The 13340-nt window shown below is 61.8% G+C and carries 15 protein-coding genes and 3 pseudogenes; 4 read left to right on the top strand and 14 right to left on the bottom strand.

What is annotated here, in order from left to right; translation table 11 throughout:
• Positions 1–11: 11 nt before the first annotated feature.
• The 11 genes from AC1Q5P_RS17690 to AC1Q5P_RS17640 form a co-directional block, all read right to left on the bottom strand.
• Positions 12–533, bottom strand: a complete 522-nt coding sequence (locus AC1Q5P_RS17690; RefSeq protein WP_237741133.1) for a S26 family signal peptidase — start codon at positions 531–533, stop codon at positions 12–14.
• A complete protein-coding gene (locus tag AC1Q5P_RS17685; protein WP_492519632.1) occupies positions 520–1104 on the bottom strand; it encodes a TrbI F-type domain-containing protein in 585 nt (194 codons plus the stop codon). The genes AC1Q5P_RS17690 and AC1Q5P_RS17685 overlap by 14 nt, the downstream gene beginning before the upstream one ends.
• The gene (locus AC1Q5P_RS17680) at positions 1101–1454 is read right to left on the bottom strand and encodes a hypothetical protein (protein WP_066214291.1); all 354 of its coding nucleotides are present in this window, start codon (positions 1452–1454) and stop codon (positions 1101–1103) included. The genes AC1Q5P_RS17685 and AC1Q5P_RS17680 overlap by 4 nt, the downstream gene beginning before the upstream one ends.
• Positions 1451–3997: a type IV secretion system protein TraC gene (traC, locus tag AC1Q5P_RS17675; RefSeq protein ID WP_066214294.1), complete on the bottom strand. Its 2547-nt coding sequence runs from the start codon at positions 3995–3997 to the stop codon at positions 1451–1453. The genes AC1Q5P_RS17680 and traC overlap by 4 nt, the downstream gene beginning before the upstream one ends.
• Before the next feature lie 6 nt (positions 3998–4003).
• On the bottom strand, positions 4004–4678 hold the full coding sequence (locus AC1Q5P_RS17670) for a hypothetical protein (RefSeq protein ID WP_492519631.1): 675 nt from the start codon (positions 4676–4678) through the stop codon (positions 4004–4006).
• A complete protein-coding gene (locus AC1Q5P_RS17665) occupies positions 4675–5511 on the bottom strand; it encodes a DsbC family protein (RefSeq protein ID WP_298171459.1) in 837 nt (278 codons plus the stop codon). The genes AC1Q5P_RS17670 and AC1Q5P_RS17665 overlap by 4 nt, the downstream gene beginning before the upstream one ends.
• Positions 5512–5521: 10 nt before the next feature.
• The gene (locus tag AC1Q5P_RS17660; protein ID WP_039330809.1) at positions 5522–6814 is read right to left on the bottom strand and encodes a TraB/VirB10 family protein; all 1293 of its coding nucleotides are present in this window, start codon (positions 6812–6814) and stop codon (positions 5522–5524) included.
• 5 nt (positions 6815–6819) lie between these two features.
• The gene (locus AC1Q5P_RS17655) at positions 6820–7620 is read right to left on the bottom strand and encodes a type-F conjugative transfer system secretin TraK (protein ID WP_492519630.1); all 801 of its coding nucleotides are present in this window, start codon (positions 7618–7620) and stop codon (positions 6820–6822) included.
• Positions 7617–8180 (bottom strand): type IV conjugative transfer system protein TraE, encoded by a 564-nt coding sequence (locus tag AC1Q5P_RS17650; RefSeq protein WP_292944124.1) that lies wholly within the window; start codon positions 8178–8180, stop codon positions 7617–7619. Before AC1Q5P_RS17650 ends, AC1Q5P_RS17655 begins: the two co-directional genes overlap by 4 nt.
• Before the next feature lies 1 nt (position 8181).
• Positions 8182–8466: a type IV conjugative transfer system protein TraL gene (traL, locus tag AC1Q5P_RS17645; RefSeq protein WP_039330815.1), complete on the bottom strand. Its 285-nt coding sequence runs from the start codon at positions 8464–8466 to the stop codon at positions 8182–8184.
• An 86-nt stretch (positions 8467–8552) separates the two neighbouring features.
• Complete coding sequence (locus AC1Q5P_RS17640) at positions 8553–8804, bottom strand: hypothetical protein (protein ID WP_231729329.1); 252 nt, start codon at positions 8802–8804, stop codon at positions 8553–8555.
• Between the two features lie 422 nt (positions 8805–9226).
• Between AC1Q5P_RS17640 and AC1Q5P_RS17635 the strand changes: the two genes are divergently transcribed.
• The 3 genes from AC1Q5P_RS17635 (at position 9227) to AC1Q5P_RS17625 (ending at position 10564) form a co-directional block, all read left to right on the top strand.
• Positions 9227–9601 (top strand): hypothetical protein, encoded by a 375-nt coding sequence (locus AC1Q5P_RS17635; RefSeq protein WP_066650715.1) that lies wholly within the window; start codon positions 9227–9229, stop codon positions 9599–9601.
• A gap of 45 nt (positions 9602–9646) precedes the next feature.
• On the top strand, positions 9647–10141 hold the full coding sequence (locus AC1Q5P_RS17630; RefSeq protein ID WP_492519629.1) for a hypothetical protein: 495 nt from the start codon (positions 9647–9649) through the stop codon (positions 10139–10141).
• 147 nt (positions 10142–10288) lie between these two features.
• On the top strand, positions 10289–10564 hold the full coding sequence (locus AC1Q5P_RS17625; RefSeq protein WP_492519628.1) for a hypothetical protein: 276 nt from the start codon (positions 10289–10291) through the stop codon (positions 10562–10564).
• On the opposite strand, the gene AC1Q5P_RS17620 is transcribed toward AC1Q5P_RS17625, so the two are convergent.
• Together AC1Q5P_RS17620 and AC1Q5P_RS17615 are read right to left on the bottom strand one after the other, a co-directional pair.
• A complete protein-coding gene (locus AC1Q5P_RS17620) occupies positions 10544–11398 on the bottom strand; it encodes a lytic transglycosylase domain-containing protein (RefSeq protein ID WP_492519627.1) in 855 nt (284 codons plus the stop codon). The two genes, AC1Q5P_RS17625 and AC1Q5P_RS17620, sit on opposite strands and share 21 nt — an antisense overlap.
• A gap of 420 nt (positions 11399–11818) precedes the next feature.
• Positions 11819–12538: pseudogene (locus AC1Q5P_RS17615) on the bottom strand (IS110 family RNA-guided transposase); the annotation flags it as partial.
• 113 nt (positions 12539–12651) lie between these two features.
• Here AC1Q5P_RS17615 and AC1Q5P_RS17610 point away from each other — a divergent pair.
• A pseudogene (locus AC1Q5P_RS17610) lies at positions 12652–12846 on the top strand (IS21 family transposase); the annotation flags it as partial.
• Between the two features lie 59 nt (positions 12847–12905).
• On the opposite strand, the pseudogene AC1Q5P_RS17605 reads toward AC1Q5P_RS17610, so the two are convergent.
• Positions 12906–13262: pseudogene (locus AC1Q5P_RS17605) on the bottom strand (transposase); the annotation flags it as partial.
• Between the last annotated feature and the right edge of the window lie 78 nt (positions 13263–13340).

Below are 13340 nucleotides of genomic sequence, written 5' to 3'. Positions count from 1 at the left end.
AGGCCCGCCCCTCACAGGATTGCCCTTCCGGTGCCAACCAGACGGTCGCGGCAGACAAAGCCGATATGCGCGTAGCGACTGTCGAACCCGTCCTTGTGCGAGGTCGCTGCAAAGATGCAGCCCTTTGGCACTATGCCCAGAGGGCCTTTCTCGAGCGCGTCGCCGCGCTTGGTCACAGGCTTCAGCGATGCAACCTGCTGACCATTGACCAGAACGTCTGCGCCCCGCCGCGTCACGACGTCTCCCGGCAAACCGACCGCGATCTTCGCAAAGGGAGGCGGGTTGGTGCCGAAGTACTTGGTCGTCACCCGGTCGTGGCCCGGATGAAAAATCACGTAGTCACCGCGATTCGGGAAGCGGCCGCTCTCTACCAGGAAGGCCCAGTTCGGAAGCGAGTCCGAAGCATTGACCATGAGGGCGTGCGTTCCGCTCCACCGGGCCAGCGCGCTGAATCCCATCGCGAGGGAGCTCAGCACGGCGATGACCGCGAGCTTCTGTGCGAGCGAAAGGCCCTTGGGATCAGCGCGCTCCACCACCCTGCCCTCCGCCATTCGCGGCCATGAAGGCCTGCATCTCGGATTCGACGCGAGCCGCATTTGCAGCGGAGCCCTTTGGTCTCACGCCCGATCCCATGCCTTGCATCGCTTGAGCGGGCGTCGGCCGCGGGACCTTGGCATAGACGGCCGCCTTCACGCTTTGCGTCACGTCCGGCACATTGCCGCCAACGATGGCCTCGTGAACCAGCACGACTTTGCCGCTCTTGGAGAGGCTGGCGACAGTTTCATCGAGCGCCGCCATGAAGACAGCCGTCTCGCGTGCAGCCGTCGTTTCGTCCGCGCTCGAACGGGACTGCGCCTGCAGATATTCGCCGATGATCCCCTGAAGTTGCAGCTGGACGAACTCCTGCCTCGAGTCCGACGAAGCTGCGATGTTCCGTGTCACCCAGGTGCCCCAGATGAACATGGCGATGCCGGCTACAAGCAAGACCAGTTCCCGCGTCGACATGCCGGCAAAACGGCGTCGCATGAGCGTTCCGGTCGGCTTTCGCGCCGCTGTCGTGACAGCCACGTGGGCCGGTGGCAGCTCATCGAACAGATCTCTCATTGATCCTCTCCCCCAGTAACAAGAGGCACGGTAAGGGCAGCGCGAAGGCTCGCGCGGCGGAAAAAGGCGGTGAGCGCCACGACAGTCGCGAAGATGGCCAGCACGAGGGCCTCGAATTCACTCTGTCTGGCAGGGCCCGCTGCTGCGAACCGCGATGCAAGGTTGCCGAGCTGCAGCATCAGCCCTGCAAAGGTGAAACTGCCCAGCGCAACGAACACGAGCAGCCCCGTACCAAGCGCCGCGAGCAAGGTCGTCGCGCCCCACCCTGCGAGGCGCAGGGCCACAAACAGCGCGTCCTGGCCGCGCTGGACAAGATCCGCCCTCTGCCGGGAACGAGGCAACGCGATCATTCTGCCGCCTCCGCCTGCTGGTAGCCTTCGGGAAATGCGACGGCCTCGATCGCGTCGTGCATCGGCAGCCCACGCTCGATGTAAGCCTCGATGCGCGCGAAAACGTCAGGGCTCGATGAGTAGAGTGCTGCTGAATAGCGGTCGAGGACGAGCCGTCCGATGCTTTCGGTATCGGGCCCGCGGATGAAGATATCCGAATAATCGGTGCCATTGCGCTTCAGCGAGCGCAGCAGCGCCTCGGTGAGGTTGTCCATCTCGAAGCGATCCGAGTTGCGGAAGTCCGAGATGGTCTCGCCCTTCTGCTGGAGGATCAGGAACCAGTCAGAGTTTTCGAGCGCGGCCCGCGAGCCTTCCGACTTGTAGTAATCGTGGATCGACTGGGTGGCCGTAATCAGCGCGCCGCCGTACTTGCGGCACGTGCGCGAATAGGTCTCGACGAAGTCGGCCATCGCCCCGCCCTTGAGCATCTGCCAGGCCTCATCGATGATCAAAGGCTTCGGTGTGGCGCGATCCATCCGGCGCATGACCTGCGAGGCGATGAACATGATCGACGTGAGAACAACGCCGCGCAGCTCCTCGCGGGTCGCAAGATCAGAGAGCTCGAAAACCGTCAGATCAGCAGACAGGTCAAGATTGGCATCGCCCAGAAAGAAGCGGCCAAAAGTGCCCTTGGCCGCGAACGGCAGGAGCGAGGTAGCCAGATCATAAGCACACGGGTGCCGGGCCTCCCCGAGCGCCGCGATCACCTGGTCGACAGTCCCGTCACGACCATGCTCCTCCCAGACGAGGTTGACCGCCTGGTCGATAAGCCCCCGTTCGGTGTCGTTCAGCCGGGTCTCGTTGCGCGCCATCTGGGCGATGATCGATTTGAGCATCGCGAGGCAGTCGACCAGATAGTCATCGTCCTCGCGCGCAAGATGCTCATCGATCATCCGGAACGGGTTGATCGAGATGCCCGAGGACAGCTTGAACTCGGTGAACGTGCCGCCAAGAGCCTTGGCCATATGCTCGAAGCTGCGGCCATCGTCGATCACGATGGTCTTGGCTCCAACCCCTGCAAAGCTCGCTGTCAGATCCTGGAGGAGAACCGATTTGCCCGAACCGGACTTGCCTGCAATCGCAACATTGTGATTGCCGGCAGTATTCTGGAACGGCGACCAGAACTGCGGTTGACCGCGCCTGCCAATGAACAGCAGATGCGGAATATTCCCCCCGACATACTCTCCCTGGATCGGCGCGATCGCTGCAACATTGGCCGAGCGCATCGTCCGCAGGCGCTTCATGCGCTTCAGATCATGGTCGAGCCCGTCGGCAAGCAGCAGCGGGAAGTGCGCCATAAAGGCGGGCAACTGGATATGGGTCTCGTCGATCAGGTCCCATCCCGTGGCCTTGTAGAGCGCTTTCAGCGTGCGCTCGCAGGGCTCGCCCCGGCCCTTGGGTGCAATGATCGAGACGGCATAGTAGCAGGAGACCAGCTTCTCGCCCTGCTTGACCCTATCGGCCACGAACTGCCATTCGGCGGCTTCGGTGCGTAACTTGGGAACGAGCTTGACGCCCTTGCCATCGGCCAGCGATGTCGTTCGCGCGAACTTGTATCCTGCCCTTGCCTCCGAGGATTCCGGGCCCGGGATGATCCCGCAGACCGTCTGAAGCACCGGGCAGGGAAGACTGAGCTTGGGATTGAAGATGTCGCCGATGATCTTCTGGGTATCCCAAGGTGCCCAGCGATCAGGGAATCCTCGCACCGCCATGGTACGGACGTCGAACCGCTCGGGCACAAAGTCCTTCAGTTCGGGGACACCCGATGCGACTGCGCCGGTCGGCCGCAGCGATTGAGCATGGAGGACAAGGCGGTCCTTCTCGACATGCGTCACCAGGTCGCGCCGGACACATTGTTCGTTGATCGGATCAAACCTGTTGTAGTCAGGGACCTCGTCTCCTGCGCCATTCGATGGCGCGAGAATTTCGTCGAACAGGCGGATGAGATCGATTGGCGCGAACTGCCGGACCGGAACGTTGATCGATTCCAGCGCCGAAATGATCCCGTCGCGCATCGTGACGAGGTCATCATTGGTGAGACTGGACCCTTGCCCGATGCCCACCGACATAACGACACGGAAATTGCGCACGAAAAATGGTCCATCGCTCGCGAGCGTTGACCAGGCACCGGCGAGCAGTTTGTCGAGGCGGTGGCGCGCAAGTGTCCGGAAGACGCCCGAAGCCGTGAACCGGGGCAGCGCCCAGGCCTGCAGCATCTCGGCTACCCTGGGACTTGAGAAGTTTGTCACGCTGAAGCGCGTTCCGGGCTGAAGAATATCGGAGAAGATCGTGCCGATGATCTCGCTGACCCGGTCATTCGCACCCACGAGCGGTGCAAGCTCAAGAATGAAGCCCTTCGAACGGACCTGGTGGAAGATGCGCTTCTCCTCGTCGAAGGAGCGATAGCCGAGAAAATGCGACAGCATCGGCACATCAGGCGCGCGGGCGCTGCGCTCCGGCTTGCGGCTGTCTCCCACAACGAGATCGACGAGCGAGCCCAACATCGCGCCTTACTCCACGACGCCGCTGAAAGCGGCAGGCTTGGGCCGGGCGCGGGATCCCTTGGCAGAAAGCCGCTGCGCAACCTCCGCCTGAATTTCGGCGATCGGATTCTTCGCGTCGGCCGTGGCGACCTCAGTCCCGGCCGCGCCCTTGCGAGGATCGGCCTTTGCGTCGCTCCCCTCCGGCAACGCCGCGAGCAAAGGCGGAGCGCTTTCTGCTGCGGCAAGAAGACCGCGACTGCGCGCAACCTTCGGACCCCGCTGAGCAATCTGTTCCATCGCGTCCCCGCGTCCGGGAAGCAGTGCTTCGGTGCTCACGACCCGGCGCGCATGCGTCGTGCCGCTGGCATCGGTGAAACCGGGGAAGACGACAGAGAGTTGATAGCGCGGGGCGCTGCGCGCCACAGGTGCTGCACTTGCCAAATGCGTGTCGTGGACAGGTGCATCGATCCCGTCATCCATCCGGTAGGGTCCGGCGGGATTGAGAAGGTCGGTCGAGCTGGTCTCTTCGATCCGGGCAAGCGCAGTATCGTCGATCACGGACGATGGGGCGCAGATTCCGTCGGGCGCATTGCAGCGGAAGTTCGCGCTGACATTAGTCCCAAGCGTCGAGCAACCCGACAGCAGGCCCCCGAGGACCGCAGCGACCATGGCAGCTTGCGAACGCAGATTTCTGTGCATCATGATGCCTTTCCTTCGATCCAGCTGAGCAGAAAGTCGCGCGGGCGGTAGCCGTGGAGAACCGCGCCATCTTCGCGGACGATGACCGGCGTCCCGCTGAAGCCGTGCTGCCTTGCGAAGGCCTCGTTGGCATCGAGCCCGCTGGTGTCACACGATCCTGCAGATGTGACCGCCCCGCCCTCGTACGCCTGGGTTACTGCCCGGCGCCGGTCGGGTGCGCAGATCACGGCCTCCGAGATTGGCCTTGTGCCGAGCACCGAGATCGGGCGCTCGATCACCTTGACATTGAGGGTCCCCAGCGTCTCGTGAAGCCGCTTGCAGTAGCCGCAGCGAAAGTCGCTGAAGACCGTTATGGTCCTGGTTCCACGGCCCATCACGATGCTGCCGTTCTTCGGCAAGGTCGCAAGGGCTGCCGGATCAATCCGGGCATCGGTTGCTGCTGACGGCGAACCAGTAGCGCCTGCCTGCGGCTTGGCCTCGGGCTCATCGCTTGCACCGGCACCGCCGACAAGCATGTCAGGGTTCATCTGGAGGAGACGGGCAGCCGTGAGGTCCTGTTTGGTCTCCATGTCGTAGACGCGCCCGATAATCAGGTAGCGCGCGCTATGGTCGATGTAGAACAGGTTCTGGCGGGCCTGAATCTCGCAGACGCCGTCGATGGACTTGCAGTCGATTGATGTGATCTCGGTCTTTGGCAGGCGCTTGGTCAGCGCTGCCTGGATCGAAGCGGGGTCACTCGCTGCCGAGGCATGAGCAACGGCCGCGATAGCGGCTAGGCCACTGGCTGCCAGACCTCCGGCTGCCGCGATCTGCCATGTCTTCCATTTACGCTCCATGGTGGTCCCCTCAGTTTCTGATGAAGGTGCCGTCGAGGAAGACCACCTCGACCGCCGCCCCGGTGGGCATCTCGACAACCGGCTGATACTGCTCGGCGCGCTCGATGAGATATTCCGAGACCGTGGTGCCGGCCTGCTGTCCGCCGCCGCCCAGGGCACGCAGCCCGATTTCGCCAGCGCCGGGGGTCCGTCGGCCCTCGCCCGCGATGATCGGCTGATTGAACCCTTCACTGAGCGCGTTGCCGACGCCGCTCACGAGACCTGCCAGAAAAGCCTGGGTGGTCAGCGAGCCCTCGCGGCTAACCACGCGACCGCGCACGCCCACTTTGCCGCCGAACGCGATGAACCCCTTGACCTCCGATACCGCAAAGCGGCCGCCCGGCTGCGCGCAGGTCATGCGCTGGAGCTTCACATAGACCTTCTCCGAGGAGAGGTCCCCGTAGGCTGCGCCGTTGACCATGCACCCCTGCACCCGGGTCGCGAGGAGCTTCCCATCACCGTAGACCGAGCGCGCTGGCCCGGTGATCCGGAGCAGGACGGGGAGCGGATCGCTCTGGCTGCGCGTATTGGTCGTGGCATCGACGCCGACCACCACCGTTGCCTTGGCAATCGAATTCGGGGGCAGATAGTTGGGCGAGTCCGTATAGACGGCGGGCGACTTTGTCGGGTCGATACGCGATGCCGTCCCGCTTGCTGACGTGAACGAGACCATCTGGACGTCGCTCCCGCGGCGCACGGGCGGGGCTTCTGCCGCTCCGGCCTCTGGTGACGCCGGCACGCCCATCTCGCGGGCCGCCGCGACAGGTCCTGGCGCTGTCGGCCGCGCGTTGCCCCTCTGGACTTGCTGGCGCAGTTGCTCGTTCTCGCGCTCGTAGGCTTCCAGGACACGCTGGCCATCGCGCGCCATGGCCGCATTTTCGCCGCGCAGCGCCTCGATCTCGGATTGCATCTGGGCGAACTGCGCGCCCTGCGCCTCAAGGCCCTTGAGACGCACGTCGGTCGAGTTCATCTCGCCCTCGTACATCGCGACCCATTCCTGATCGACGCGCTGCCGGTTCAGAAGTGCATCAGTCGAGACAGTTGTCTTGGCCCCCTTCTCCGTCGCCTCTTCGATGGTCTCCTCGGTATCGAGAACATACATGGCCCCAGCCACCGCGATCACGCCGGCAAGACCGAACATCAGCATCTTCTGCCGCTTCTGGACCAGTGAGTTCTCTGCAATGGCACCACTCGCATCGAGGGTGTCATGTTCCTCAGCCTCGCTGGCATCGAGGTCCTTGGGTTTGCGCTTGAGGAAATCCATCTGACTTACCCTCCTGACGGTACGACGACGTAAGCGGCGGTGGCCTGGCCGCTGGCGAGGTTGGGATTGGAAATGCTGACCGCGATGGCGCCGTCTCCGGCGATGATCTCTTCCTTGAGCGTCATCGGCTCGGAGCCTTTGTTCTCGATGCGCAGGACTTTCCCGGTCATGGTCGGGCTGCGATATTCGCTGACCAGCTGGACCTTGAGGTCGCCGACATTGACCGGGGCACGGGCAGCATCGCTGATCTCGAAACCCGCAACGCGGCGCTGCTCGAACATGGCCCGGACCAGCGAGACCGCACGATCATCGAGGGTTGCAGAGGCCTCGAGCGACTGCGGCGCACCCTGAGGGTTTTCGAGATCCGCATTGGCGACGAAGACCTGCAGCGCCGCTTCACCCGATACCTCGCAGTCGAACTTGTAGACGAAGCCACGGCGCGTCGTCCCGAAGAACGAAATCTTGCGCTTGGAATAACCGTCCGGAACGGAAAGATAGATGTCGCCGCGGGTCGGCTCGTGCACGATCGAGAAGTCTTCCTGCGGAACACCCGCCTGGACACGCGAGACCGAGACGAACTGGTCATCCTTCAGCGAAATGCGGGTAAGGTCCGACTTCGACGCCTGGCAGCGCACCTCGCCATTGTCGGCTGCTAGAATATGCTCGTCGGCGAGAGCCGGAACGGCGGTCAGAGCAAGCGCGCCGCCGACCAGTACGACCCCGCACAGGCGCAAGAGATGGCAGTCAATGCGGGAAGCGAGGATGCTGCCGGTTGCAATCAGCAGCGAAGGCACAATCGGGTTCATTGTTCCTGCTCCTTCTTGACGACCACGCCAAAGCCCTTGAGGCGGAGCGAGACGCCGGTGTGCTGCCAATGGAATTCGAAGATCTTGTGTTCGCGGCGAACGTCGCGCGATCCGACGATCGTATGGAGCACGCCGCCGACCTGACTGGTCAGATTCTCGGGGTCCGTGCGGATCCAGTCGATCGTGATGAACTGGGTGACCTGCGAGTCCTGTTGCTCATCGATGATCTTGAGAAGGTTGGCCTTGAGCGGACCGCGCGCCTCGGGCGCGGCAATCGCAATGAGCCCGTCGAGCCAGTACTGCAGGTTCTCAGGTGACCGATTGAGCGCGAGCTGTGCCGTGTCGCGGGTCACCGCCTCGAGATATTCGGGGCTGACCGCCGCTGAGCTCAGCACCATTTCGCTGGGAAGGATCGGCTGAAGGACAACCTCCCGGTCCCGCGTCGTTGCCGCGACGAACATCACCAGCACCAGGGCGCCCAGAATGATGCAGGCCAGAGCCAGAATGTTGCGCTGCTTGAGGGTCCGCTGCGACGCCTCGTGTGCGAATGAAAGTTCCATGTCAGCCCGCCATCACACGCAAGTGGGAAGGCGGAGCGACCTTCAGACCGAAGAATTCACCCGGCAAATGCCAATAGGCAAAATGCAGGACCCAATACATCGAGCGCCCAGCTTTGAGTTTGCGGTACCCAAGCCATGCAGCAACGGCCAGAAGCAGGCCTATGACAACATGCTGCGCCAGAATTCCCCAGGTGAATGGGATCACGAGCACGAGGAATTCATCAAGCGACCAGAACCCGATCAGTTCGGGATCGTCGAGATGCTTTGGGATGGAATACTTGTCCAAAGATCGTCTCCGCCAGAAAGGTTTGCTGCCATTCCCATGCCGGTAATGGAGCAGCGCCCCCCGTTCGCGATGACCTGTGCTTTCGCTCAGATCGTCGCTGTGACCGTGGAAGTGACGATCGGCACGCCGGTGCCAGCGCCCACGCCGACGCCGACGGGGATCGCGACCTGGCCGAGCGAGAAACGCCCGCTGGCCATGGCAACGATGCCGCCGGCGAGCGAAAGCACCGTGATGATCCGTCCGCCCGACCCCTGAAGGAAGCCGGTGAACCGCGTGAGCGCCGTATTGAACGTGGCGTCCGTGCCGGCCATGGCAGCTTCGATACCGAAGACGCTCATGGCGGCGGCGACAGCAAGGGCGACGGCGAACGTCCCCCCTGCCTCTTTGAGATCATGGACCTTCATTGTCTTCCCCTTCTGGTTGACCAAATGACGCGGTGCGTCGTCACCAAAGGGGCCGGAGCCGAAAGGTTTTCTCAATCACTGTTGTGTAGAGCGAAGTCGGAGAAGTCCGCGAATCACTGTTTTTGATGCCAGGTGGTCCGATTTTTGATACCGGGTGGCTCGATTTTTAGGACCACGTGGTCATGGATTCAGGACCACGTGGTATCACCAGCACGCCACCCTGGTCATGAATCCATGACCACGTGGGTCTGTTTTTCATACCACCGGTCCGAATCGTTGCAGCCGCTCGGCGAGGCGATAAGGAACCGACGCCAAGGGGCCCCGATCAGTAGCGAACAATGGCGGGAGGAAACGCAATGGCCAGCGGAAAAGAGGTCGTCCACGAACTGCTGGTGAGTCGGGATGCTTTTGTGATCATTGCGGACGCCATCAAATGGCTGACAATAGAACGGTCGAAGTTTCAGCGCCTTAGAGATGTGATCACAGATGTGATTCGCGCTCCAGATCTTTCCAATCGGGAGTTGCTCGCCGCATTCAACCGGCACCGGCCCTGCGATGGGCGGGTAAGGATCTATCTCAGATTAAGCGGCGCTCTGAATGCCGAATTTGACACCCTCAAGGCCCGCCTCGGAGAAGTCACGGGAGACCAGTGCGGTGTGCGTGAGACGGTGATCTTCTGCGCCCTCGCCATCAGTCTGCGCCAAATTTCTCTTGCCAAAGCCGCATTTTAGAATTCACATCATGCAGTTGCATAGGGAGAATTGACGGAGGCAAGGATGGGTCAGGGGGCGAACCCAAACGAGCGCAAGAGCTGTCATAGGCTGCAAGCTGAGTACGCCGATTTGATCAAGTACCAGATGAACCGGCAGGGGATCAGTCTTCGTAGGCTTGTCGACGAGGGGATCATCAAGAGCAGCCACCGCAGCGGTCTGTTCGAGCGCATCGCTGATGGCAGTATGTCGACAGCCGAGTTTAACCGGATCAACGAAAGGCTTGGCATCGATCCCGTCAGAGCAGCGATCGCCGTCCACTGCTTTGTCAGCCCAGAGTCCTATGAAGACCCCTGCTGCGAAACCTCTGCCCACCTTGCCATTGCCCTCGCGCTTCAGCTCAGCGAGGAGATGGCCGCGTGCGATGGGACTTTTGAGCCCATCCGCGAAGCCCTATGCCACGGCATCGCGCAGCGCACCTCGAGCGCTATAGCCAGGCACCATACAGCGCTGGAAGCACGGCGGCACGACCCTGCGCTGTTTGACCGCTCATTCGGCTGAGCAAGCGAATTGCAGCGTCAGCCAAGCACGCACGCTTAGTAGAAGCGCCGCTGATCCATTGATGATATGAACACGCAGCTTGGCATATGTTCGCCGCCAAGCTGGCGTTGCGGAGCAATCGCCTCCAGGATCAGGGACAGTCTGCCGGTGAAGCAAGAAGCGCTCATTGCCTGGACATCGCTCTATATCGCGGTCGGCATCATGGCGCTGATCTGCGCCGCACTTTCGACAATCGTGACCCTGAATGACTGGCGAATTGGCCGATGGGCTCCCGCGCGCACAAGCACACTCGACAAGGCATTGTTGCTCCCGAAGCTCTGGCTGCGCTGGCAAGCCAACTATCTCACCGGCACACCGGTGATCCTGGCTATCAGCCTCTACTATGCCTCTTGCATAGGTTTTTCAGTTTTCTGGGACATCTGACCGTCCAGCGAACGCGAGAAGGCTGACCGACCTGAAGGGGTTGTCCGCTCCTCGCCGGGCAAGCGAGACTGGCGCGGCAGTGCTTCCGCTGAGCGATGCAAGTATGCTGCGGACATAGCTGCGCGTTTCAGCAAAGGGCGGAACTCCGCCATGCTTGTCGACGTTGCCCGGACCGGCATTGTACGCAGCCAAAGCAAGATGCCACGAGCCATAGCGATCGAGCTGCTCACGCAGGTAACGCGCTCCCCCGCGGAGGTTTTCGACAGGGTCCCAAGGATCTGAAACGCCAAGATAACTTGCAGTCCCCGGCATCAGCTGCGCCATGCCCATGGCCCCGGCAGGACTGCGCGCAAAGGGCTGGTAGCGGCTTTCATGAGCAACGAGCGCGTCAAACAGCCGCACAGGAACGCCGGCTTCGCAAGCGGCTGCAGCGACGTGGCGGAAATAGAGACGGCGTCGCGATTGTGCCACCTCGGACAGGTCATGGCGCGGGAAGTATCCTCCAGAGAGGCAATCGGGATCTGACCCGAGTCTTGATGCATTCACCAGCGTGGGAATGACGGCAGAGTTTCCGCGTCTCATCCAGGACGGGATGTAGAACAATGGGGGCGTGGGACTCACAGGGGTGATCGCCTCTTCCGCAAAGGCAGTCCCTTCACCCCCGGGAACGGGCTGCTTGGCCTCCGGCTGCCCGGTCGGGGGTTTGACAGGCACTCCGGGCACCAGGACCGAGAATTCTGGGGGTGTGCTGCTCGAGAAGTCTTCAAGCTTGGCCTCTTGGCCTGCCGCTTGGCTGCTGAGCGCGATGAGCGCTGCGATGAGGTAGAATTTCATAACCACACCTTTCGGCATGGCTTGAGTACCGCCGAATAAGGTTATCGAGAAGGCTCAGCTGGCGCAAGCGTCGTATGGATTTGGCGAGGTAAGCACCGCACCAGCAGCTGCCGCCCCAGACCCGGCGGTCGTTCCTCGCCACACATCAAAGTGACCTCTGTGGATGGCTCCCGCGTTGCAAGCACAAAATTGAAAATCTGGCAGTTGGTCGGGTGCAGACTTCTGTCCGGCCTGTTTGTGCAGTCGTCAGAAAGACTGCTGGCCCTGATGGTATCCGCGAACTGGGTCCCACACTGCTTTGCAGGCTATAGCGCCTTCGTCATTTGCTGGGTTGTCCCGGTTCCCGGTCTGACCGGTTCGCCATCATCTCGCTTTGCTCTCACAACTCCTTGAGCTGATCTCCTCAGCTAACTCATCATTCTATGCAGCTAGCGCTGGCACGTGACGCTCCTTGTAGACCTCGCCACGCACCATGACTGCCCAGGCGATCCGGGCTGTCTTGTTCGCCATTGCGACGGTCACCACTCGCATCGGTTTTCGCGCCATCAGCGCGAGGAGGCGTGGATCTACCGCTTGGGGCTTGTTCTTCGCTCGTCGCACCATCGATGTCATGCCTACTACCAGCAATTTGCGAAGATATTTGTCGCCCATCTTGGTGATGCGTCCAAGCCGTTCCTTACCGCCGCTCGAGCTCTGCAGAGGCGTCAGGCCCAGCCAGGCGGCGAACTGGCGACCAGAGCGAAACTGGCGCGGATCGGTAACCGATGCTGCTATCGCCGTTGCTCCGATAGGGCCGATGCCCGGTATTGTCAGGAGACGAGTTGCGAGGTCACTCCTGCGTTGCCACGCGAGTAAGTCGCGCTCGATTTCTCGAAGCTGGGCATGAGCGTCCAGCGCTTGCTGCGAAAGCCGAGCGACGACCTTTACGGCGTCGGACGGTACGTCTGGTGCCTCTCCTCCGACGATCGCGCGTGCCATCTCAAGTGCGCGATGAAGGCCCTGTGGGATCTCGATGCCGAACTCGGCTAAAATGCCGCGCATCATGTTGACCAACTGCGTGCGCTGCTTGACGAGCAAATCTCGACTGCGGTGCATTGACAACGCCGCCTGCTGCTCTGGCGATTTGATCGGTACGAACTGAGGATCAGCGTGCAATAGGCACCCCCTTCGTGGGGTGATCGGCGTGCAAAAAGGACCCCTTCATCCCGGGGATTTAGTCGGCCGACTGGTTTTGATCAGTTGGCGAGAACGGGATGTTGATCGTGGAGACAGTGGTTCGGATTCGGCGTGAGCATGCAGCGGGTAAGGCGATCAAGGCGATCGCTCGTGACCTTCGTTTGTCGCGGAAGGTCGTCCGCAAAGCGATCCGGTCGCCGGAGGCGGCGTTCAACTATCAGCGCAAAGTCCAGCCGCTGCCGCGGATCGGTCCTTATCAGGATCGTCTCGATGGGTCGTGTCCCACGGGGTGGTGTAGGAACCGTCGATCCGCAGTAGGATCAGGTTCGGGTCAGGCAGCCAGAGCTGGCAGGCTGACAATGGGGTTATGGCTCACCGAGCCGAGGGTTTCCAGCGTCATGTAACGGCGTGACACCGCCCACTCATCATTCTGTTCCAGCATGAGTGCTCCGACGAGGCGGACGACGGCGGCGTCATTCGGAAAGATCCCGATGACATCGGCCCTTCGCTTAATCTCCTTGTTCACCCTTTCCAGCGGGTTGGTCGAAGCGATCTGCGCCCAGTGCTCCTTCGGGAAGGTCATGTAGGCAAGCACGTCCTCGCGCGATCCGGCCATCATGTCGGCCAGCTTCGGGAACTTCTCGCGCAGGGCATCGGCGACCTGTTCCCATTGCTGGTGAGCCGCTTCATGTCGCGCGACGATCAGGGTGAGAAAGCGCGACAATCAAGATGAGAATACGGTGTGTCGGGATCGGCGGAGGGCGTA

Source organism: Novosphingobium sp. GW835-FHT14H07 (assembly GCF_058793515.1).
The sequence above is the reverse complement of the archived record's forward strand: the minus strand, read 5'-3'. Positions and strand labels throughout refer to the sequence as shown.